We start from the raw sequence: 21,169 nt of genomic DNA, 5'->3' as shown, positions 1-21,169 counted from the left end.
GCGGTGAAGCTGCCGCGCTGGGACCGCGTGGCGGTTCGCGCCTGGACGCTGTGGGCCGAGCAGCGCATCGGCCGCACCGCCGCCGCGCTGGCGTTCTACACGCTGTTCTCGCTCGCGCCGATCCTCGTGATCGCCACCGCTGTGGCCGGCGCGGTGTGGGGGCGCGAGGCGGTGCAAGGGGACCTGGTGACGCAGCTGTCGCGCGTGGTCGGCACCGAGGGCGGCCGGCTGCTGCAGGAGATGATCGCCAACGCCTACCGCTCGACCCGCGGCGCCTGGGCCACGCTGGCGGCCGTCGGCGCCACGCTGTTCGGCGCCAGTGCGGTGTTCGCCGAGTTGCGCGCCGCCTTCGAGCAGCTGTGGCGCCGTGACGGCGCGCCCGATCTGCCGCTCGGCCGGCTGCTGGCAGCGCTGGTGTCGGCCCGGCTGCGTGGCGTGGCGGTGGTGATCGGCATCGGCTTCGTGCTGCTCGCGTCGCTGGTGGTGAACTCGCTGCTCGTCTCGCTGGGCGGTGCCTTCACGCCGATGCTGGCCGGCGGGTTGCTGCAGGCCGGTTGGTTGCTGGTGCTGCCGTGGCTGGTGTCCTTCGCCGTCACGGTGACGATGGTCGCACTGCTGCTGCGCGTGATGCTGCCGGTGCGGTTGCCGCGTCGGCAGCTCGGCGGCGTGGCGGTGTTCGGCGCGCTCGCCTTCGAGGCGGCCAAGGGCCTGGTCAGCGTCTACCTCGGCCACAGCGCGGTGGTGTCGACCTTCGGCGCCGCCGGCTCGGTGGCGATCCTGCTGGTGTGGCTCTACGTCGTGGCCTGCGTCGTGCTGCTGTGCGCCGTGCTGCTGCGCGCGATGTCACACGACGCCACGCCGAAGTTCGACGGCGCCGGCGGGCCGTGACGGCAACGGCTCAGCGTGTCGCCAGCTCGCCGATCGCCCGGGCAATGTCGCCCGACACCGCCGCCATCGCCTCCACGTGCGCGGCGGCCAGCGCGTCGTAGCTCGCGTCGACGGGCACCGCGCGGCCGTGGCTGCGTCCGGAGCGCAACTGGCCGTCGGCCACGCGCCGCACGGTCCACAGCAGCTCGTCGTCGACCGCGACGCCGCGTGTCGCGTCGAGGCGCTGCACGTTCAGCGTGACGCGGAAGGCCGCGTCGGCCACCGCAACCTGCGGGTAGGCATAGACGAGCGGCGTGCCGAGCGCGGCGGCGAGCTGCTCGGCGACCACGCGCCCAAGCGCGAAGCGCAGCGGCTCGGCCCAGCGGTGCGCCTCCGAGACCTCGACGCGGCTGCCGGCGGCGAGCGTGACGATCTGCGGCCGGTCCACCAGCGCGGGCAGGGTCACGGCGCCCACGGTGACGACCGGACCGTCGCCGGCCGTCGCCGCGCCCGGCGCCGCGGCCGATGGCGCGGCGACCGCCAGGCGGTAGAAGCGTTCGGGCGGTGGGCTGGCGCACCCCGCCGCGAACTGCACCAGCACGAGCGCGGCAACGAGCGCCAGCGCGCGCGGCCGAGGCTGCTTCAACGTCATCGCTTGCCGCCTTCCTCGGGCTCGCCGGGTTTGCCGCGCAGCAGGGATTCCGGGCGGCGTTGCACGTAGTCGGTCAGTTCGCGCATCGACTGCGCGGCGCGCGACACCTCGCGCAGCGCTTCCCGCAGCTCCTGCTGGGTCGGCGTGTCGCTGGCGAGCAGGTTGTCGGCCGACTTCATGGTGCGACGCGTGTCGGCGATCGCCGCCTTCAGCTCGGGCACCAGCTCGCCGAGCTGGCCGTCGAGCCGGCCGATCAGCCCGTCGGTGTTCTTCAGCGTGCGGTCGAGCGACTGCAGCGCGGTGCGCAGGTCGGCGGCGATCTCGTCGAACGGCACGTTCTCGATGCGCTTGGCGATGCTGGTCAGCGTGGCCTGCAGGTCCTCGAGGCTACCCGAGATGGTGGGGATCTCGAGCACCGGGGCTTCACTGCCGGCGGCCGGGGCGGCCGCCGTCTTGACCGGCCGCGCGCCGGGGAAGAAGTCGAGCGCCACGTAGCGCTGGCCGGTCAGCAGGTTGGCGGTGCGCAGCTGCGCGCGCAGGCCGCGCTCGATGGAGCGGCGCATCAGCTCTGTCGGGTCGACCTGCGCCCGTTCGATCGCCGCGCTCACCTTGGAGCCGAGCCGGTCGCTGTACAGCACCATGCCGACCGGGAAGCTGAACTCCCTGCGGTCGCGGTCGTAGCTGACGTCGATCGACGTGACCTCACCGACCACCACGCCGCGGAAGTCGATCTGCGCGCCCGGCGCCAGGCCGCGCAGCGATTCGGTGAAATGGGCCACCATCGGCGTCACCTCGGAGCTGGTGCGCTTCATGGCCAGCGCCTGGTTCTCGAACAGCGCGAAGCTGTGCTCTGCCTCGGCCGCCGCGCCCGGCGCACCGGACTCCGGCGCGCCGAAGGCAATGCCGCCGAGCACGATGGAGATCAGCGACTGCGTCTGCAGCTTGATGCCGCCGGCGTCGAGCGCGACGTCCAGGCCACTGGCATGCCAGAAGCGCGTGTTCTCGGTCACGTGCTGCTCATGCGGCGCCGAAATGAACACCCGCAGCGTGACCCCGCGGCCATCGGCGTCGAGCCGCGTCGCGGTGACCTTGCCGACCTGCACACGGCGGAAATAGACCGGTGAACCGATGTCGACCGAGCCGAGATCCGCGCTTCGCAGGATGAACTCGCGCCCCGGCTCGTCAGCGGTGACGCTGGGCGGCACGTCGAGGCCGACGAACTCGCGCCGCGACTCGGAGGAGGTACCGATGTCGATGCCGATGTAGGCGCCCGACAGCAGTGTGGAGAGGCCGGTGACGCCGCTGCCCGCCACGCGAGCCCGCACCACCCAGAAGCGCGTGTCGTCGAGCAGCAGCTTCTGCGCGCCCTGGGTCATCTCGGCGGTGACGACCACGCCCTTGCCGTCGGGGGCGAGCGCGATCGATTTCACGTCGCCGATGTCGACGTTCTTGTACTTGATCTTGGTCTTGCCCGGCTCCAGGTCCTCGGCGGTCTTGAAGGTGATGGTGACCGTGGGTCCGGTCGCGAGCCAGGCGCGCACGCCCAGCGTCAGGCCGATCAATGCCGCAAGGATGGGGATCAGCCACACCGCATAGCCGTGGCTGCGGCGGCGCGGCACCGCCACCGCTTCAGGCAGCTCGGCCGTCGCCGGCAGGGACGCAGGGGCGGAAGAGGAGGGCGGCGGCGTGTCGCTCATGCGCCCCATTCTCGGTCGAGATGCGGCGCCGGCCGCACGGCCCGCGCCGGCCGGTCGGCCGCATCCCAGATCAGCCGCGGATCGAAACTCAGCGAGGCCAGCATCGTCAGCACCACGACCGCGCCGAAGGCCACCGCGCCGGGCCCGGCGGAAATGGCCGCCACCGACTGCAGTTGCACCAGCCCGACGAGCAGCGTGACCACGTAGATGTCGAGCATCGACCAGCGGCCGACGAACTCGATGCCGCGGTACAGCCGGGTGCGCAACACCGGCCGGGCCGCGCTGCCCAACTGCACCGAGACGGCCAGGAAACTCAGCACCAGCAGCTTGGCCAGCGGCACCACGATGCTGGCCACGAACACCAGCACCGCGAGGAACCACGAGCCATCGATCCACAGGAACACGATGCCGGACCAGATGGTGTCCTGCTGCGCGCCGAACAGCGAGCTCGAACGCATCACCGGCAGCGTGTTGGCCGGCACGTAGAGGATGAAGGCGGCGATCAGGAAGGCCCAGGTGCGCGCCAGGCTGGCCGGTTGGCGCACGTGCAGCTCGCTGTCGCAGCGCGGGCAACGGGATTGCAGCGGCGGCGGCGCCGGGCGGCTGATCTGGCCGCAGGTGTGGCAGACCCGCAGGCCGGCGCTTGCGGCGGTGAGCACTGATGACCCCTCGCCCGACGGGTACGCCAGGCGATCCCCCGAGGGGATGCGGGCCGGCTTGGGAGCGGCCCGGCGCTCGTCCCGCGACGGCCTCTCGCCCGACGGGGCCGTCATGCCGGCGTCTCCGCGGCGTCCATCTGGTCCCAGGCCTGCTGGGCGTCGAAGTTGGCCGCGGCAGCGGCGAACACGCAGATCAGGCCGCCGAAGGACCACAGCGAGATGCCGGGGATCACGCTGGCGATGTGCGCGAGCTTCACCAGCGCCACCAGCACGCCGAGCACGAACACCTCGACCATGCCCCAGGGGCGCACCAGCAGCAGCGCGCGCAGCACCCAGACGCCGCCCACCGGCCGCTCGCGCAGGGCCAGCGGCAGCAGCAGCCACAGCATGGCGCCGAGTTCCAGCGTCGGGACCAGCACCGTGGTCACCGCGACCAGCGTCGCCACCAGCCCGGCGTCCTGCCGCCACAGGGTGACCACCGCGCCCCACAGCGTGGTGCTGTGGTGCTGGCCCTGCATGTCGAGCTCGACCAGCGGGAACGACAGCGCCAGCACGAACAGCGCCGCGGCCGCCAGTGTGAGCGCCAGCGTGCGGTCCATCGCGTGATGCCGGCCGCGGTAGAGCACCGCGTCGCAGCGCCAGCAGCGGGCCACGCCGCCGGGCTCCAGCACCACCTCCTGCTGCAGCGCATCGCAATCGTGACAGGCCTTCATCCCCGCCAGCCTAACAAACCGCTGCGGCGCGCGGGCGCATGCCCTGCCGCCGCATGGGCCCACACGGCGGTGCGGATCGCACCAAGGAGTAAGCTGCTCCGACACGCCGGAGAGCGTCGCGCCGCCCGGTCACGGCCGCGCCGACTCGGCCTCTCAGGCCCACGAAAGGATTCCCGACCATGTGGTTTCAAGTCTCTGCGGCACGGCGCGCGCTGCGCCCCGCCCCGATGGCCCTCGCGGCGGCGCTGCTGGTCGTCGGCTGCGCCACCAACCCGGTCGATTCGCAGTGGACCGAGCCGCAGTTCGCCGGCCAGTCGCTGCGCGGCAGCAAGCTGCTCGTGGTGTGCGAGGCTCCCGACGAGGCGCTGCAGCGCAACTGCCTGGACCGCGCCTCGGCCGAGCTGGTGGCCTACGGCGCATCACCGGTGACGCAGGCACCGGTCGCGGCCGGCACGGCGCGCAGTTCCGCCGCCGAACCCTACCTGGCCGCCGCGCGCGCCGCCGGCGCGAAGGCGGTGTGGCTGACCGCGGTCGGCCCCGACGCCACGCTGGTGCAGCCCGGTCCGTCGATCGGTGTCGGGCTGGGCGGCTTCGGCCGCTCGGTGGGCGGCGGGGTCGGCATCTCGCTGCCGATCGGTGGCGGCAAGACCCAAACCGCCTACGGCGCCAACAGCCAGCTCACCGACGTGGCCAGCGCACGCCTGATGTGGACCGCCAAGACCCGCGCACCGAGCGACAACGACGCCAACGCGCAGGTGGCCGAGCTGGTGAAGTCCGCGGTGGCGGCGGCCGGCAAGGCCGGGTTCTTCTAGGGCCTTCAGGGGTTGGCGTCCACCCTCTCGCGCCGTCAGCTCCCCGCGTAGACCGCCGGCTCGGCCGACAGGCCCTGGCGCACCTGGCGGCTGATCTCGTCGGCCAGCACCTCGTAGCCGCCGGACTCGAGCACCGCGAACGCCTGGCGCACCACGTCCTCCGGCGCGGACTTCGCGGCGTCGACACCGCGGACCATGTCGGTGTCCATGTAGCCCACGTGCAGGCCGACGACCTGCGTGCCCTGCGCGCGCAGCTCGTTGCGCAGGCCGTTGGTCAGCGACCACTCGGCCGCCTTCGACGCGCAATAGGTGCTGACGCCCGGCATGCTGATCCAGCTCAGCACCGACAGGATGTTGAGGATGGCGCCACCGCCGTTGCGCGCGAGCACCGGCGCGAAGGCCTGGCTCAGTTGCAGCGGGCCGAAGAAGTGCGTTTCCATCTCGGCGCGCGCCGCCTCCACCGAGCCGGCCTCCAGCAGGCCGGTGCCGCGCAGGATGCCGGCGTTGTTGATCAGTAGCGACACGTCGCCGAGCTCGCGCGCCAGCGCCGCCGCCTGCTGCGCGTTCGTCACGTCCAGCTGGACCGGCGTGACGCCAGCGAGCGTGACGCTGGCCGGGTCGCGCGCAGCGGCGTAGACCTTGCGGGCGCCACCGGCCAGCAGCGCGGCGGCGAAGGCACGGCCGAGGCCGCGGTTGGCGCCGGTGACCAGCGCGACGGAGTCCTTGATCTTCATGAGGTGTCCTTCCAGGAGATGAGCGGGTGAATTCGCATGACGACCGTCATGCGTCGGACGAAAGCCGGGTTGCGCCGCCTGCGGATCGGCGCTCAATCCCGGCGGTGTTTCAGGGACTGCCGGCAGGCCTCGCGCAGCGCGCGCGACAGGCGCGGATCGTCGACGGCGCGCGCCAGCGACATCGCGCCGACCAGGCTGCCGACCACGGCCATCGCCTCGGCACGGGCTTCGCGCGCGCTGCGCCCCGGCAGCAACTGCGCCACCAGGTCGATCGTCTCCTTCAGGCGGCGCGTCGCGGCAGCGCGCACCTCGGGCGCCTGGCGCGTCGTCTCGCAGGCCAGCGCTGCCAGCGGGCAGCCCAGCTCGGCCGACTTCAGGTGCACGTCGGACAGGTAGTGGTCGATCAGCGCGTCCAGTGCCTGGGCCGGCGGCAGGCCTTCCACCACGCCCCGCAGATGTGCGGCGCTGTCGGCCCCGGCCCGGTCGGCCGCCTCGGCCAGCAGCGCGGTGCGCGATGCGAAGTGGGCGTAGAAGCCGCCGTGCGTCAGGCCGGCTTCCTTCATCAGATCGGTCACGCCGGTGCCGTCGTAGCCGCTGCGGCGGATGGCGCGCGCCGCCGTGCCGACGATGCGCTCGCGCGTGAGGTCCTTGCGCGACGGTTCGGTGGCCGGCGGGCTGCGGCGGCGGGTGGCTGGCTTGGGTTGCGCCTTCATATGACGATCATCATATGAAACTCGCTTCACCCGCTTGGCAGCAGGGCCATGGCCCGGCTCACCGAGCCCAATGGTCCGCTGCGCGACGCTCGCCTCTGCAGCGACAATCCGCCACCGACCCTGCCCCCGTTGCCTCACCGTGTCCGATCACCCCCAGCCGCCCACCGAGGGCGATGCCCCTGCCGCCGCCCCGACGGACGAAGCAGCGGCTGTTCCTGCCGCAAGCGCTCCGAGCACCCCGAGCACCTCACCGGCCGCGACGGCCGCACAGCTCGCTCCGCTGTTTCCGGCCGCCTTCGGTCCCGGCGTGTTCCTGCCGCTGAAGCTGGGCATCCAGGCCGATATCCAGCAGCGGGCGCCGGGCGTGTTCACGAAGAAGTCGCTGTCGGCTTTCCTGCACCGGCACACGACCAGCACCGCCTACCTGAAGGCGCTGGTGGGTGCCGCGCATCGCGTCGACCTCGACGGCCAGCCGGCCGGCGACGTGGCCGATCTGCACCGCGCTGCCGCGACCGGGGAGCTGGACCGCCGCCGCGCGCTGCACGATGCGCGCCGCGCGGCCGAGCGCCAGGCGCAACGCGCTGCCCAAGACGAAGCCCGACAGGCCCACAGCGCAGCCGAGGCAGCGCAGCGCGAGCGCGCGGCACTGCTGCGGGCCTACGAGACCAGCACGCTGACGCGGGCCAACTTCTGCGCGCTCAAGGGGCTGACGGAAGCGGACCTCGACGCCGGGCTCGCGCAGGCGCGTGAAGAGCGGGACCGGCGCGCCTCGCAGCCGCAGCCGCCGCAACGACCGCCCCAGCAGCGCCGCCCGCCGGACGCCGCCGCGCGCGGCGATCGCGATCCGCGCGGCACACGACCTCCCGGCGCGCGCCGCGGTCCGCCGGGGCCGCGCCGGCCAGGCCGCTGACCCCGGCTCAGCGCGCGGCCTTCGGCGGCGCGCGGCGTGCCGGTGCCGCCTTGGTCCGCGCGACCCAGACCTTGTAGGCATTGGGCGTGAGCTCGCGCTTGAGCAGCTGAACCAGCTCGCCGTGCGACAGGCCGTGCTCGCGCAGCACCGCGCTGAACGGCGGCCGGTCGTCCCATGCGGTGGCGATCACGCGCTCGATTTCCGCGGCGGTCAGACGGGGGATGGGTTTCGCCATGGCCGCGATTGTCGGCCGCCGCAGCGAGCGCCGTCCGACACGCGCCGGGCGCGTCGTCCGACAGACCGTGCGGCGGGCGTCGGAGAGCATGCGCCCATGCCCCTGGTCCCTCTCCTTCGCACACGGCTGCCCAGAACCTGGCCGTGCGTGATCGCCGCGCTCGGCCTCCTTCTCGCCGCGCCGTCCTTCGGCGCACCGGACACGCCGGGCGCGATCGGGACGGAACTGCGCGATCGCGCGAACGAACCGCCGGCGCCGGAACCTGCCGCCAGTGCCACCGCCACCCCCGACAAGAGCTACGTCATCCCGGCGCTGCAGATCATCGGCTTCGACTTTCTGCTGAACCGCTACAACCGGCGCTTCAGCGGCACGTCCGACTACGACGTCAGCCGCGCCTCCATACGCCGCAACCTGCGCGGGCCCTGGGTGGTCGACAACGACCCGTTCGACATCAACCAGTTCGCCCACCCCTACCAGGGCTCGCTGTACCACGGGGCCGCCCGCGCGAGCGGCCTGAGCTACTGGGAAGCGGCCGGCTACACCTTCGCCGGCAGCGTGGGCTGGGAGATCTTCGGCGAGCAGACGCCGCCGTCGTACAACGACCAGATCGCCAGCGGCATCGCCGGCAGCTTTCTCGGTGAGCCGCTGTTCCGCATGGCGCACCTGGTGCTCAACGGCCCGGGCGGTCTGTCGCGCCCCTGGCGCGAGGCGATCGCTGCCGGCATCTCGCCCTCGCTGGGCTTCACGCGCCTCACCTTCGGCTCCCGCTTCGACGGCGCCTTCGTCGACAACGATCCGGTCTACTACAGCCGGCTGCGCCTCGGCGTCGCCCGCGCGGCGCAGGACAACCTGGGCACGTCGCGCGACCTGGAGCGCGACGAAGCGGTGATCGATTTCGCGCTCGACTACGGCCTGCCGGGCAAGGACGGCTACACCTACCGCCGCCCGTTCGACTACTTCAGTTTCCATGCCGCCGCCTCCACCGCCAACGGCGTGGAGACGCTGGCCACCCGCGGCCTGCTGTTCGGCACCGACTACGCGATCGGCGACACCGTCCGCGGCCTGTGGGGCCTGTACGGCAGCTACGACTACCTGGCACCGCAGATCTTCAACCTCTCGACCACCGCACTGTCGCTCGGCACGACCGGGCAGTGGTGGGCCTCCGAGCGGCTGGCGCTGCAGGGCACGGTGCTCGCCGGCCTGGGCTACTCGGCCGCCAGCACGCTGCGCCGCACCACCGAAGACCGCGACTACCACTACGGCGTGGCGCCGCGCCTGAGCCTCGCGCTGCGGCTGATCGCCGGCGACCGCGCCTCGGTCGACCTGCAGGCGCAGAAGTATTTTCTCGGCAGCATCGCCAACCGCGCCGCCGGGCGCGACGACATCACCCGCGTCGACACCGCCTTCAACTGGCGCCTCCACAAGCGGCACGCCGTGGGCGTGAAGTACGTCTGGTCGCACCGCGACGCCAACTACCCGGGCGCCGGCGACCGCTCCCAGACGCTGGGCACGGTGGGGATCTACTACACGCTGCTCGGCGCCGATGGCTTCGGGGCGGTGGAGTGGCGGGAGCCGGCCGTGCACTGAGGGCGGGTTCTCTCGGCTCGGGCGGTCTTCCGGAGCTCTTCGTGGCGGCGGTCGGTGCGGCAAAGGCGCGCCCGGACAGGCGGCGGTGCTTCGCCTCGGCGCTCGGCGCCGCGGAGGCGCACCGCCGCTTGCCCAAGCCCGCCTTTGCTGAACCACTGCGAGTGTTTCCCACGCACGCCAACACCGGTGGTGGTCGCGGCAGGCGCTGTCCGCTGGGGGCGATATCTGGGGCGACGAGAAGCGCAGCGCCAGGGTCGGCGCGCGCCAGCGCGCTTCGTGGTCTGACTTGCCGCGGTTGTCTGAACGGAGCGACCGCAGGGCGCGCAGTGAGTTCTGCGGCGCGACCCTGGCGCGAGCATCGCAGTGCAGTCGGCCTGCCAGGCCGACCGCCCCAGCAGGAGCCCCCAGCGGGCAGCGCCTGCCGCGACAACGCGCGCGCGGAGCGAACGCAGACATCTGCGGACCTCAACCAACGGCCAACGCGCCGCAGTCGAGCCCTATGCGCAAACTGCTTCGGCAGCAGCATCGCCAACCGCCCGGCCATGAATGACCCCGACCCACCGCGCTGTTCCGGCCATCGCCGCGCCGCGATCGCGGCGACCATCGGCGCATGCACGCGGTCATCCAGCTCCACATCGATGCGCCCCCGAAGCCGGCCGCCGGCCAGCCCTGCAACGGCTGCGGCGTCTGTTGTGCCAGCGAGCCCTGCCCGGCCGGCGTGCTGGTGAGCCGCCGCACGCAGGGCGCCTGCGCCGCACTGCTGTGGCGTGAGGCCGGTGACGGCGATGTCGGCGGCGGGCTCTACCGCTGCGGGCTGGTCGAGCAGCCGGCCCGCTTCCTGCCGAAGGCCGCGCGCTGGCTCGCCCCGGCGCTCGGGCGCTGGGCCCGGCGCTCGATCTCCGCCGGGCGCGGCTGCGACTGCAGCCTCAGCGTCGGCTAGGGCCGGCCCGGGTCCTCGACAATCGAGGACTCTCTGTTGCCACCCTCCGAGGCCGTCATGACCGAAGCCCCCGCCACGCCCGCCCTGCCCGACCGGCTGTCCGTCGACCCGTCCAGCCCGCACCACGTGGCGGCCGTGTTCGAGCATGAGATCGGCATCCGCCTCAACGACAAGGAGCGCTTCGACGTCGAGGAATACTGCATCAGCGAAGGCTGGGTCAAGGTGCCGGCCGGCCGCACGCTGGACCGCAAGGGCAAGCCGCTGATGATCAAGCTCAAGGGCAAGGTGGAGGCCTTCTACCGCTGAAACCCGCGGGGCTGTCGATTCCGGGGCCGCCCGTTCGTCGTGGTCGTGCAAGCCTGCCACCGACCTTCCTTCCCAGGAGCCCCGACATGACCCAAGCCATCGCCTACCTCGGATTCAACGGCAACTGCGCCGACGCCATGCGCTTCTACGAGCGCGCGCTGAACGGCAAGCTCGAAGTGCTGATGAGCGGCGCGGACTCGCCGATGGCCGAGCAGATGCCCAAGCAGTTCCTGCACCGCATCCTGCATGCCCGCCTGGTGCTGCCCGGCGGCGGCATGCTCTATGCCGGCGACTGCCCGGCCGACCAGCCCTTCGAGGGCATCAAGGGCGTGTCGATCGCCGTGGACTACCCGAGCGTCGACGAGGCCGAGGCCGTGTTCGCGGCGCTGGCCGACGGCGGCCAGGTCACGATGCCGATGCAGCCCGCGTTCTGGGCGCGCCGCTGGGGCATGCTGATCGACAGGTTCGGCACGCCGTGGATCGTCAACGGCGAGCTGCTGCCGTTCTGAGCCCCGGCACGGCGCGGGCTCCGGGGCGGTGTCGCTATGCGATAACCATAGTTCCCAATCCGCCTCCGAGCGCCTAGGCTGCCGGCTCCCGCCACCCCCTGGAGCCGCCCGATGAGCGACCGCCCGCCGTTGAAGTTCGAAACCCTGGCCGTGCACGGCGGCTACAAGCCCGACCCGACCACCAAGGCGGTCGCGGTGCCGATCTACCAGACCGTGGCCTACGCGTTCGACAGCGCGCAGCACGGCGCCGACCTGTTCGACCTGAAGGTGCCGGGCAACATCTACACGCGGATCATGAATCCGACGCAGGACGTGCTGGAGCAGCGCGTCGCGGCGCTCGAGGGCGGCATCGCCGCGCTGGCGCTGGCCTCCGGCCAGGCCGCGGTCACGTATGCCATCCTGACCATCGCCGAGGCCGGCGACAACATCGTGGCCTCCAGCGCGCTGTACGGCGGCACCTACAACCTGCTGGCGCACACGCTGCCGCAATACGGCATCGCCACGCGCTTCGCCGACTACCGCGACCCGGCCTCGTTCGAGCCGCTGATCGACGGAAAGACCAAGGCGGTGTTCGTGGAATCGCTCGGCAACCCGCAGGGCAACATCACCGACATCGCGAAGATCGCCGAGGTGGCGCACCGCCACGGCGTGCCGCTGATCGTGGACAACACCGTGCCCTCGCCCTACCTGAGCCGGCCCTTCGAGCACGGCGCCGACATCGTGGTGCACTCGCTCACCAAGTACCTGGGCGGCCACGGCAACAGCGTGGGCGGCGCGATCGTCGACTCGGGCAAGTTCCCGTGGGCACAGCACAAGGAACGCTTCAAGCGCCTGAACGAGCCCGACGTCAGCTACCACGGCGTGGTCTACACCGACGCGCTGGGCCCGGCGGCCTACATCGGCCGCGCGCGCGTGGTGCCGCTGCGCAACACCGGCGCGGCGATCTCGCCGTTCAACGCGTTCCTGATCCTGCAGGGCATCGAGACGCTGGCGCTGCGCATGGACCGCATCTGCAGCAACGCGCTGGCGGTGGCGAAGTACCTGCAGCGCCACGCCAAGGTGGGCTGGGTCAACTACGCCGGGCTCGAGGACCACCCCGACCACGCGCTGGTGCAGAAGTACCTGTCGGGCAAGGCTTCGGGGCTGCTGACCTTCGGCATCAAGAGCCCGGCCGGCGGTGGCCGCGAGGCCGGCGCGCGCTTCCTCGACGCGCTGGGCTTGTTCACGCGGCTCGTGAACATCGGCGACGCGAAATCGTTGGCCACTCACCCGGCCTCGACCACCCACCGGCAACTCTCGCCCGAAGAGCTGTTGAAGGCCGGCGTCGGCGAGGACACGGTGCGGCTGTCGCTGGGCATCGAGCACATCGACGACCTGCTGGCCGACCTGGAGCAGGCGCTGGCCGGCGTGTAGCGGCCCGCGGTCGCGCCGGCGTGGACGGCGGCGCATCCTTGCTTCCTGCATAAGCAAGCGCGCAGAGATTGGTTCCGGTTCGGCCGCCAGCTCCCTACGCTGGCGGCTGTCTATAACCACCCGATCGACCGGCCGCCCGCGAGGCGGCGGAACGTCGATCCCGCGCCATGTCTGCTGTCCTCGACACGCCCCCGGAGCTGTCCGTTCTCGTCGCCGCCCGCCGCGAGGCCGAGGCGAGCGCGCTGTCCCATGCCGGCGGGGTGACACCGCGCGACGCCTGGGCCCTGGTGCAGCAGGGCCACGCGGTGCTGGTGGACGTGCGCTCCGCCGAGGAGCGCAAGTTCGTCGGCCACGTGCCCGACAGCGTGCACGTGGCCTGGGCCACCGGCACCTCACTGACGCGCAACCCGCGCTTCGTGCGCGAACTCGAGGCCAAGGTCGGAAAGGACCAGGTCGTGCTGCTGCTGTGCCGCAGCGGCAAGCGCTCGGCGCTGGCGGCGGAAGCCGCGGCCAAGGCCGGCTTCACGCAGGCCTACAACGTGCTCGAAGGCTTCGAGGGCGAACTCGACGCCGCGCAGCAGCGCGGCCATGCCGACGGCTGGCGCCACCACGGCCTGCCATGGGTGCAGGATTGAGCGGCACCGCAGCGGGCGTGCTGCCGATCGACGCCGCACCGAGCTTCGACCTGGGCAGCGTGGTCGCGCAACTGCGCGCCGCGCGCGAGCGCTGGCGCGCCGGGCAACAGCGCCCGCGCGAGCCCGGTGGCCGCGAGCTGCCGTCGCGCGAAGCGCTGGAAGAGATCGTGCAGGGCCTGCGCGGCGCGCTGTTCCCGATGCGCCTGGGCCCGCCCGATCTGCGCCAGGAGAGCGAGGACTACTACGTCGGCCACACGCTCGACACGGTGCTCAACGCACTGCTCGGCCAGCTGCGGCTGGAGCTGCGCCACGACGCTCGCCAGCACGGTCGTCCCGACCTCGACAGCTACGCGCAGGCGCTCGCCAAGGTGCGCGCGTTCGCTGCCGCGCTGCCGCAGATCCGCAGCCTGCTCGACAGCGACGTGCAGGCCTCGTTCCGCGGCGACCCGGCGGCGCGCAGCGTCGACGAGGTGTTGCTGTGCTACCCCGGCATCGAAGCGATGATCCACCACCGCATCGCACACCGGCTGTACCGGCTGGGCGTGCCGCTGCTGGCGCGCATCGTCGCCGAGCTGGCGCACGGCAAGACCGGCATCGACATCCACCCCGGCGCCGAGATCGGTCCGGGCTTCTTCATCGACCACGGCACCGGCGTCGTGATCGGCGAGACCGCGGTGATCGGCGAGAGGGTGCGCGTCTACCAGGCGGTGACGCTGGGCGCCAAGCGCTTCCCGACCGACGAGAAGGGCGACCTGCAGAAGGGCCTGCCGCGCCACCCGATCGTCGAGGACGACGTGGTGGTCTACGCCGGCGCCACGATCCTCGGCCGCATCACCATCGGCCGCGGCTCCACGATCGGCGGCAACGTGTGGCTGACGCGCAGCGTGCCGCCGGGCAGCAACGTGACCCAGGCCAACGCGCATAACGAAGTGTCGAGCGAGGGCCGCGCATGAGCTCGCTGAGCGCCCATTTCGGTCGCGTCGTGCGGCAGCACCGTGAGCAGCGGCGCTGGTCGCAGGAGCTGCTGGCGCATCGCGCGGAGATCAACCGCAGCTACCTCGGCGAGGTCGAGCGTGGCGACGCGGTGCCCTCGCTCGCGACGATGAGCAAGCTGGCCACGGCGCTCGACGTGCGGCTGTCCAGCCTGCTGGCGCGCTGCGAGCAGGAGCCGCAGGCCGAAGGCGCCGCCGGCTAGTCGCGGAAGGTCCCTGACGTGGCGGCCTTGGTGGCTATAGCCGGTTGATGTTGCGCCGCAACGCGGCGATATTCGTTCGGCGCATTTTCTTATTACCAATTCGTTCGTTCGATCAGGAGTTCCTCCATGGCAAAGAACCAGCCGGCCCAGCTGGCCCTCGGTGACAACGCGGCGCGGCAGCTGGCCAACGCCACCAAGACCACCCCGCAGCTCTCGACCATCAGCCCGCGCTGGCTGACGCACCTGCTGCAGTGGATCCCCGTGGAGGCGGGCATCTACCGGCTCAACCAGGTCAAGAACCCGCAGGACGTGCTGGTCGCCTGCACCCAGCGCGACGAGGCCGAGCTGCCGACCACCTTCGTCGACTACGAACAGCAGCCGCGCGAGTACTTCCTCAATGCCGTCAGCACCGTGCTGGACGTGCACACCCGCGTGTCCGACCTCTACAGCAGCCCGCACGACCAGATCAAGGAGCAGCTGCGCCTCACCATCGAGACGATCAAGGAGCGCCAGGAAAGCGAGCTGATCAACAACCCCGACTACGGCCTGCTGGCGAGCGTGGCCGACGAGCAGCGCGTGTTCCCGCTGACCGGCGCTCCGACACCGGACGACCTCGACGAGCTGCTGACCAAGGTGTGGAAGGAGCCGGCCTTCTTCCTGACCCACCCGCTCGCCATCGCCGCTTTCGGCCGCGAGTGCACGCGCCGCGGTGTGCCGCCGCCGACCGTGAGCCTGTTCGGCTCGCAGTTCCTCACGTGGCGCGGTGTGCCGCTGATCCCGAGCGACAAGCTGCCGATCGCCGACGGCAAGACCAAGATCCTGCTGCTGCGCGTGGGCGACAAGCGCCAGGGCGTGGTCGGCCTGTACCAGCCGGGCCTCGCGGGCGAGCAGAGCCCGGGGCTGTCGGTGCGCTTCATGGGGATCAACCGCAACGCGATCGCGTCCTACCTGATCTCGCTGTACTGCTCGCTGGCGGTGCAGACGCCCGACGCGCTGGCTGTGCTGGAGGACGTGGAGATCGGCAAGTACCACGACTATCCGGACACCTACAAGTAAGCAGGCGCCGCGATGTCCACGTCCGATGCCCTGAGCGGCCCGGTCGCGGCGGCGCAGCCCGCGTTGCCGCCCGGCCTGCCCGATCCCGCCACGCTCGCGCGTCTGGCGGGCGAATTCTTCGCCGCGCTGCCCGGCGACGGCGGCGCCCACGGCGGCGTGCCGGTGCCGGCACAGCCCACCCCGCCCGGCCTGTCGCTGCCCGGTGTGCTGACCGGCGGTCCGGCCACGCCCAACGTGCTGCCGCTCGGGGCCGCGGCGCCCGGCGCCAACCTCGTGCCCAGCTCGCCCCAGCACGCCGCGGCGCACGGTGCGTCGGCCCCGGCGCTGGTGCCGCATGCGGCCGCGCCGAACGGGCTGCCCGAGCACGTGGCCACCCTCCCGCCGACGCTCGATGGCCGCCTCGGCAGCCACGCCCTCGGCGTGCCGCAGGTCGTGCCGGCCGCATCGCCGCTGGTCGGGCTGCCGTCGCACCCGTCGGCCGGCGGCGCACCCGCGGCAACCGACACGCCATCGCCCTACTACTTCCTGTCGCACGCCACGTCCGGACCGGGCGCGAGCGAGGCGCGCATCGCGCCGCTCGGCAGTGCACCGACCGGGCTACCGCAGGAGGCCGACCTGCGCTCGCTGCTGCGCAGCGACGCGCCGTCGTCCGGCAGCGCCCCCGCGGCGTCGCCCGGCGCCTTCTACTTCCTCGACGCGCAGCGCCATCCCGGGCCGCACGGCAGCCACGCGGGCGCCGTGCCGAACGCGGCGGCCTCGGCCCATCCGCCGTTCGACGTGCACGCGATCCGGCGCGACTTCCCGATCCTGCAGGAGCGCGTCAACGGTCGCCCGCTCGTGTGGTTCGACAACGCCGCGACGACGCACAAGCCGCAGTCGGTGATCGACCGCATCGCCCATTTCTACGCGCACGAGAACTCCAACATCCACCGCGCCGCGCACGAGCTGGCGGCGCGCGCTACCGACGCCTACGAAGGCGCGCGCGAGACGGTGCGGCGCTTCATCGGCGCGAGCTCGGTGGAAGAGATCGTGTTCGTGCGCGGCACCACCGAGGCCATCAACCTGGTGGCCAAGAGCTGGGGCGCGCAGAACATCGGTGCCGGCGACGAGATCGTGGTCTCGCACCTCGAGCACCACGCCAACATCGTGCCGTGGCAGCAGCTCGCCGCCGAGAAGGGCGCGAAGCTGCGCGTGATCCCGGTCGACGACAGCGGCCAGGTGCGGCTCGACGAATACCGCAAGCTGCTGAACGACCGCACGAAGATCGTCTCGGTGACGCAGGTGTCCAACGCGCTGGGCACCGTGGTGCCGGTGAAGGAGATCGTCGAGCTGGCGCACCGCGCCGGCGCGAAGGCGCTGGTCGACGGCGCGCAGTCGGTCTCGCACCTGCGGGTGAACGTGCAGGCGCTCGACGCCGACTTCTTCGTGTTCTCCGGCCACAAGATCTTCGGTCCCACCGGCATCGGCGTGGTCTACGGCAAGCGCGAGGTGCTCGAGGACATGCCCCCGTGGCAGGGCGGCGGCAACATGATCGCCGACGTGACTTTCGAGAAGACGGTCTACCACGGGCCGCCGACGCGCTTCGAGGCCGGCACCGGCAACATCGCCGACGCGGTGGGCCTGGGCGCGGCGCTCGACTACGTGGAGCGCGTGGGCATCGAGAACATCGCGCGCTACGAGCACGACCTGCTCGACTACGCGACGCACGCGCTGCGCCCGATCGCCGGCGTACGGCTGGTGGGCACCGCGCGCGACAAGGCCAGCGTGCTGTCCTTCGTGCTCGACGGCTACACGACCGACGAGGTGGGCAAGGCGCTCAACGAGGAAGGCATCGCGGTGCGCACCGGCCACCACTGCGCCCAGCCCATCCTGCGCCGCTTCGGACTCGAGGCCACGGTGCGGCCCTCGCTGGCGTTCTACAACACCTGCGAGGAAGTGGACCGCTTCATCGCGGTGGTGCGCCGGCTGAGCGGCGCGCGGCGCGTGCCGGCACGCTGACGGTCGGGCTTTTCCCGGCCGACGCAGAATCGGCTCCGGGTCACGCCGTCGCACCCCCTCGGGCGCGCGAGCCGGTGACCGGGAGCCGAGATGTCCTACATGCTGCTGATCGTCGAACCGACCGGCCAGCGCCGCGAGCGCGGTGTCGAGGCCGGCAAGGAAGCCTATGAACGCATGCTGCAGTTCGGCGCCGGGCTGCAGGCGCGCGGGGTGCTGGAAGGCAGCAACTCGCTGGCCTCCACCCGCGAGGCCGTGCGGCTGCAGGTGCGTGACGGCCGCCCTCAGCTCATCGACGGCCCGTTCGCCGAGGCCAAGGAAATGGTCGGCGGCTACTTCCTGCTGAACGTGGCCACGCGCGACGAGGCGCTGGCGATCGCCGCCGCCTGCCCGGCGGCCGAGTGGTGCACGGTGGAGGTGCGGCAGGTCGGGCCGTGCTTCGAGTCGGCGATCTGAACCCTCACCCGCGCCCTTTCACCCGTTTCAGCAAATCCCGCCGCGGCCGCTGTCGATCCGGCCCGTCGTCGTTCGTCGTACCCCCGAGAGCCCGCGAAAGGCGCTCACCGTCACGACCGGGAGAACTGCGATGCGATTCATGATCATGGTGAAGGCCACGTCCGACACCGAGGCGGGCGTGATGCCCGACGACAGCCTGATGGCCGCGATGGTGGCCTACCACGAGGCGCTGGCGCAGGCCGGCGTGCTGCTCGACGCCGCCGGCCTGCAGCCCAGCCGCGCCGGATGGCGCATCCGCTACGCCGGCGGCCGGCGCACGGTGACCGACGGACCGTTCGCCGAGAGCAAGGAGCTGATCGCCGGCTACACGCTGATCCAGACCCGTTCGCGCGAGGAGGCGATGGAGTGGGCGCGCCGCTTCCCGGCGCCGATGGGCGCGCTGGCCGATGGCGAGGTGGAGGTGCGGCAGCTCTACGAGCTCGACGAGCTCCCGCCCGGCGCAGCGCTGGAGCGCTTCCGCGAACTGCAGGCGCCGCAGGGCTGAGGCGCCTTCTCTCCGACCGATCTCCCGAAAGGACTCGCCATGCACTCACAGATCTTCGTCAACCTGCCCGTCAAGGACCTGCCGCGCTCGATGGCCTTCTTCAAGGCCCTGGGTTACGGCTTCGATGCGAACTTCACCAACGACCTCGCCGCCTGCCTGGTGCTGGCGCCGAACCTCTACGCGATGCTGCTCACCGAGCCCTTCTTCAAGGGCTTCACCGACAAGCCGATCGCCGATGCCAAGCAGACCACCGAGGTGCTGGTCTGCCTGTCGTGCGAGAGCCGCGCCGAGGTGGACGCGCTGGTCGCGAAGGCCGTGGCGGCGGGCGCCGCGGTGCCGCGCGCACCGCAGGACCACGGCTTCATGTACGGTCACGGCTACGAGGACCTCGACGGCCACATCTGGGAGCTGGTGCACATGAGCGGCGATCCCTCGGCCGCCGGCGCGGCCTGAACCGCACGCGGCCAGTGGCGACGACCGACACGCAGCGCGCGATCGATGCCGTCTGGCGCATCGAATCGGCGAAGATCGTCGCCGTGGTCGCGCGCATGGTGCGCGACGTCGGCGTGGCCGAGGAGCTGGCGCAGGATGCGCTGGTCGCCGCGCTCGAGCACTGGCCCGTCGACGGCCTGCCCGACAAGCCCGGGGCCTGGCTGATGACCACCGCCAAGCACCGCGCGCTCGACCGGCTGCGGCAGGACGCGCTGCACGCGCGCAAGCAGCAGGAGCTCGGCGCCGACCTCGACGCGCTGCAGGCGGGCGTGGTGCCGGACTTCGTGGACGCGCTCGACGCGGCACGCCAGGACGACATCGGCGACGACCTGCTGCGCCTGATCTTCACCGCCTGCCATCCGGTGCTCGGCACCGAGGCGCGCGTGGCCCTCACACTGCGCCTGCTGGGCGGGCTGAGCACCGACGAGATCGCGCGCGCCTTCCTGGCGCCGGAGGCGACGATCGCGCAGCGCATCGTGCGCGCCAAGCGCACGCTGAGCGCGGCCCGCGTGCCCTTCGAGGTGCCGCAGGCGCAGGAACGCGCGCCGCGCCTGGCCTCGGTGCTGGAGGTGGTCTACCTGATCTTCAACGAGGGCTACTCGGCCACCGCCGGCGACGACTGGATGCGCCCGGCGCTGTGCGACGAAGCGCTGCGCCTGGGCCGCGTGCTGGCCGGGCTGGCGCCCGACGAGCCCGAGGTGCACGGCCTGGTGGCGCTGATGGAGATCCAGTCCTCGCGCACCGCGGCCCGCACCGATGCGCGAGGGCGGCCGGTGCTGCTGCTCGACCAAGATCGCACGCGCTGGGACCCGCTGCTGATCCGCCGCGGCCTGGCCGCGCTGGAGCGCGCCACGGCGCTGGGCGGCCTGCGCGGGCCGTATGCGCTGCAGGCGGCGCTCGCGGCCTGCCATGCGCGCGCGGCGAAGGCGGCCGACACCGACTGGCCGCTGATCGTGGCGCTCTACGACGCGCTGGCCCAGGTGGCGCCGTCGCCGGTGGTCGAGCTCAACCGCGCGGTCGCGGTCGGCATGGCCTTCGGACCAACAGCGGGGCTGGAAATCGTCGACACGGTCGCATCGAGCCCGGCGCTCGCCGGCTACCCCTGGTTGCCGAGCGTGCGCGGCGACCTGCTCGCCAAGCTGGGCCGCCATGACGAGGCGCGCGCGGAGTTCGAGCGCGCCGCGGCGCTGACGCGCAATGGGCGCGAGCGCGAGCTGCTGCTGGAGCGGGCGGCTCAGTCGCGCGATGCCGGCCGCAGGTAGATCACCCAGTAGACCAGCGCGACCAGCACGCCACCGCCGACCAGATTGCCGGCGATCACCGCCAGCAGGTTGCCCGCGATGTCGCCGGCAGCCAGCGGCGCACCGAGCAGCAGCGCCAGCGGGAAGAAGTAGAGGTTGGCGATCGAGTGCTCGAAGCCGGCGGCGACGAAGGCGGTGACCGGGAACGCGATGGCCAGCAGCTTGTCGGTCACGCTGCGCCCGGCCAGCGCCATCCACACCGCCATGCAGACCAGCACGTTGCACAACACCCCGCGGAAGAAGGCCTCGGCCAGCGGCAGCTGAGCCTTCGCGGTCGCGATGCGGACCACGCTGCGGCCCACCTCGCCCTGCTGCAGCGCACCGTGCCCCGACAGCCACACCAGCAACGCCAGACCGGCCGCACCCACCGCATTGGCCGCGCCCACCAGCGCCCAGTGGCGCAGCAGCTCGGCGCTGCCGATGCGCCCACCGGCCCAGGCCATCACGAGCAGGTTGTTGCCGGTGAACAGTTCGGCACCGGCCACCACCACCAGCATCAGGCCGAGCGAGAACACCAGCCCACCCAGCAAACGCGACACCGCGAAGCCCAGCGTGGCATCGCTCGCCACCAGCGTGGACAGCATGGCGCCCAGGCCGATGTAGGCCCCGGCCAGCACGCCCAGCAGCGCAAGCGTCAGCCGCGGCAGCCGCGTCTTGGCGACGCCGATCTCGCTCACGCGCGCGGCGATCTCCTTCGGCGCGTAGGCGTCGAGTCCGAACAGGTCGCTCATGCGCGGTGCCGACGGGG

At 72.1% G+C, this 21,169-nt stretch carries 25 protein-coding genes; 17 read left to right on the top strand and 8 right to left on the bottom strand.

Going from position 1 to position 21,169, the window contains the following annotated elements; translation table 11 throughout:
* Positions 1–3: 3 nt before the first annotated feature.
* A complete protein-coding gene (locus MPE_RS00200) occupies positions 4–888 on the top strand; it encodes a YihY/virulence factor BrkB family protein (protein WP_011827643.1) in 885 nt (294 codons plus the stop codon).
* A 10-nt stretch (positions 889–898) separates the two neighbouring features.
* Here the strand turns inward: MPE_RS00200 and MPE_RS00195 are convergent, their stop codons facing one another.
* The 4 genes from MPE_RS00195 to MPE_RS24885 are packed head-to-tail and all read right to left on the bottom strand — an operon-like array spanning position 899 to position 4,588.
* A complete protein-coding gene (locus tag MPE_RS00195) occupies positions 899–1,519 on the bottom strand; it encodes a PqiC family protein (protein WP_011827642.1) in 621 nt (206 codons plus the stop codon).
* Positions 1,516–3,225, bottom strand: coding sequence for a PqiB family protein (locus MPE_RS00190; protein ID WP_011827641.1), 1,710 nt, complete (start codon positions 3,223–3,225; stop codon positions 1,516–1,518). Before MPE_RS00190 ends, MPE_RS00195 begins: the two co-directional genes overlap by 4 nt.
* The gene (locus tag MPE_RS24890; RefSeq protein ID WP_083767918.1) at positions 3,213–3,989 is read right to left on the bottom strand and encodes a paraquat-inducible protein A; all 777 of its coding nucleotides are present in this window, start codon (positions 3,987–3,989) and stop codon (positions 3,213–3,215) included. Before MPE_RS24890 ends, MPE_RS00190 begins: the two co-directional genes overlap by 13 nt.
* Entirely contained in the window at positions 3,986–4,588 is a 603-nt protein-coding gene (locus MPE_RS24885; protein WP_011827639.1) for a paraquat-inducible protein A, read from the bottom strand. The genes MPE_RS24890 and MPE_RS24885 overlap by 4 nt, the downstream gene beginning before the upstream one ends.
* Positions 4,589–4,767: 179 nt before the next feature.
* On the opposite strand from MPE_RS24885, the gene MPE_RS00175 reads away from it, so the two are divergent.
* Complete coding sequence (locus tag MPE_RS00175; RefSeq protein ID WP_011827638.1) at positions 4,768–5,400, top strand: hypothetical protein; 633 nt, start codon at positions 4,768–4,770, stop codon at positions 5,398–5,400.
* A 35-nt stretch (positions 5,401–5,435) separates the two neighbouring features.
* Here MPE_RS00175 and MPE_RS00170 read toward each other — a convergent pair whose 3' ends face one another.
* Both MPE_RS00170 and MPE_RS00165 read right to left on the bottom strand, forming a co-directional pair.
* Positions 5,436–6,134 (bottom strand): SDR family oxidoreductase, encoded by a 699-nt coding sequence (locus tag MPE_RS00170; RefSeq protein WP_011827637.1) that lies wholly within the window; start codon positions 6,132–6,134, stop codon positions 5,436–5,438.
* Positions 6,135–6,226: 92 nt separating this feature from the next.
* Positions 6,227–6,847, bottom strand: coding sequence for a TetR/AcrR family transcriptional regulator (locus tag MPE_RS00165; RefSeq protein ID WP_011827636.1), 621 nt, complete (start codon positions 6,845–6,847; stop codon positions 6,227–6,229).
* Positions 6,848–6,986: 139 nt separating this feature from the next.
* On the opposite strand from MPE_RS00165, the gene MPE_RS00160 reads away from it, so the two are divergent.
* A complete protein-coding gene (locus MPE_RS00160) occupies positions 6,987–7,757 on the top strand; it encodes a ProQ/FINO family protein (RefSeq protein WP_237706351.1) in 771 nt (256 codons plus the stop codon).
* Between the two features lie 7 nt (positions 7,758–7,764).
* Here MPE_RS00160 and MPE_RS22590 read toward each other — a convergent pair whose 3' ends face one another.
* The gene (locus tag MPE_RS22590) at positions 7,765–7,992 is read right to left on the bottom strand and encodes a DUF2805 domain-containing protein (protein WP_011827634.1); all 228 of its coding nucleotides are present in this window, start codon (positions 7,990–7,992) and stop codon (positions 7,765–7,767) included.
* Between the two features lie 96 nt (positions 7,993–8,088).
* On the opposite strand from MPE_RS22590, the gene MPE_RS22585 reads away from it, so the two are divergent.
* The 14 genes from MPE_RS22585 to MPE_RS00085 all read left to right on the top strand — a co-directional run bounded on the left by MPE_RS22585 (position 8,089) and on the right by MPE_RS00085 (position 20,382).
* Positions 8,089–9,579: a DUF3943 domain-containing protein gene (locus tag MPE_RS22585; protein ID WP_011827633.1), complete on the top strand. Its 1,491-nt coding sequence runs from the start codon at positions 8,089–8,091 to the stop codon at positions 9,577–9,579.
* 610 nt (positions 9,580–10,189) lie between these two features.
* Positions 10,190–10,519 (top strand): hypothetical protein, encoded by a 330-nt coding sequence (locus MPE_RS00145; protein ID WP_011827632.1) that lies wholly within the window; start codon positions 10,190–10,192, stop codon positions 10,517–10,519.
* A gap of 57 nt (positions 10,520–10,576) precedes the next feature.
* Positions 10,577–10,825, top strand: coding sequence for a DUF3297 family protein (locus MPE_RS00140; RefSeq protein ID WP_011827631.1), 249 nt, complete (start codon positions 10,577–10,579; stop codon positions 10,823–10,825).
* Between the two features lie 86 nt (positions 10,826–10,911).
* The gene (locus tag MPE_RS00135) at positions 10,912–11,334 is read left to right on the top strand and encodes a VOC family protein (protein ID WP_011827630.1); all 423 of its coding nucleotides are present in this window, start codon (positions 10,912–10,914) and stop codon (positions 11,332–11,334) included.
* Between the two features lie 111 nt (positions 11,335–11,445).
* Positions 11,446–12,747 carry an O-acetylhomoserine aminocarboxypropyltransferase/cysteine synthase family protein gene (locus tag MPE_RS00130; RefSeq protein WP_011827629.1) on the top strand — a complete coding sequence of 434 codons (1,302 nt, stop codon included), beginning with the start codon at positions 11,446–11,448 and terminating at the stop codon, positions 12,745–12,747.
* Positions 12,748–12,914: 167 nt separating this feature from the next.
* Positions 12,915–13,382, top strand: coding sequence for a rhodanese-like domain-containing protein (locus MPE_RS00125; RefSeq protein WP_011827628.1), 468 nt, complete (start codon positions 12,915–12,917; stop codon positions 13,380–13,382).
* Positions 13,367–14,335, top strand: coding sequence for a serine O-acetyltransferase EpsC (gene epsC, locus MPE_RS00120; RefSeq protein WP_011827627.1), 969 nt, complete (start codon positions 13,367–13,369; stop codon positions 14,333–14,335). The genes MPE_RS00125 and epsC overlap by 16 nt, the downstream gene beginning before the upstream one ends.
* Positions 14,332–14,577: a helix-turn-helix domain-containing protein gene (locus MPE_RS00115; RefSeq protein ID WP_011827626.1), complete on the top strand. Its 246-nt coding sequence runs from the start codon at positions 14,332–14,334 to the stop codon at positions 14,575–14,577. The genes epsC and MPE_RS00115 overlap by 4 nt, the downstream gene beginning before the upstream one ends.
* A gap of 126 nt (positions 14,578–14,703) precedes the next feature.
* Entirely contained in the window at positions 14,704–15,633 is a 930-nt protein-coding gene (locus MPE_RS00110) for a family 2A encapsulin nanocompartment shell protein (protein WP_011827625.1), read from the top strand.
* Positions 15,634–15,645: 12 nt separating this feature from the next.
* The gene (locus MPE_RS00105; protein WP_011827624.1) at positions 15,646–17,631 is read left to right on the top strand and encodes a family 2A encapsulin nanocompartment cargo protein cysteine desulfurase; all 1,986 of its coding nucleotides are present in this window, start codon (positions 15,646–15,648) and stop codon (positions 17,629–17,631) included.
* Between the two features lie 90 nt (positions 17,632–17,721).
* A complete protein-coding gene (locus tag MPE_RS00100) occupies positions 17,722–18,084 on the top strand; it encodes a YciI family protein (protein ID WP_011827623.1) in 363 nt (120 codons plus the stop codon).
* 130 nt (positions 18,085–18,214) lie between these two features.
* On the top strand, positions 18,215–18,628 hold the full coding sequence (locus tag MPE_RS00095; RefSeq protein ID WP_011827622.1) for a YciI family protein: 414 nt from the start codon (positions 18,215–18,217) through the stop codon (positions 18,626–18,628).
* A 39-nt stretch (positions 18,629–18,667) separates the two neighbouring features.
* Positions 18,668–19,081, top strand: coding sequence for a VOC family protein (locus MPE_RS24475; RefSeq protein WP_011827621.1), 414 nt, complete (start codon positions 18,668–18,670; stop codon positions 19,079–19,081).
* A gap of 14 nt (positions 19,082–19,095) precedes the next feature.
* Complete coding sequence (locus MPE_RS00085; protein WP_011827620.1) at positions 19,096–20,382, top strand: RNA polymerase sigma factor; 1,287 nt, start codon at positions 19,096–19,098, stop codon at positions 20,380–20,382.
* Here MPE_RS00085 and MPE_RS00080 read toward each other — a convergent pair.
* Positions 20,355–21,152: a formate/nitrite transporter family protein gene (locus tag MPE_RS00080; protein ID WP_011827619.1), complete on the bottom strand. Its 798-nt coding sequence runs from the start codon at positions 21,150–21,152 to the stop codon at positions 20,355–20,357. The two genes, MPE_RS00085 and MPE_RS00080, sit on opposite strands and share 28 nt — an antisense overlap.
* Between the last annotated feature and the right edge of the window lie 17 nt (positions 21,153–21,169).

The sequence above is a fragment of the Methylibium petroleiphilum PM1 genome, from assembly GCF_000015725.1.
GTDB classification, from domain to species: Bacteria; Pseudomonadota; Gammaproteobacteria; order Burkholderiales; family Burkholderiaceae_C; genus Methylibium; species Methylibium petroleiphilum.
The sequence above is the reverse complement of the archived record's forward strand: the minus strand, read 5'-3'. Positions and strand labels throughout refer to the sequence as shown.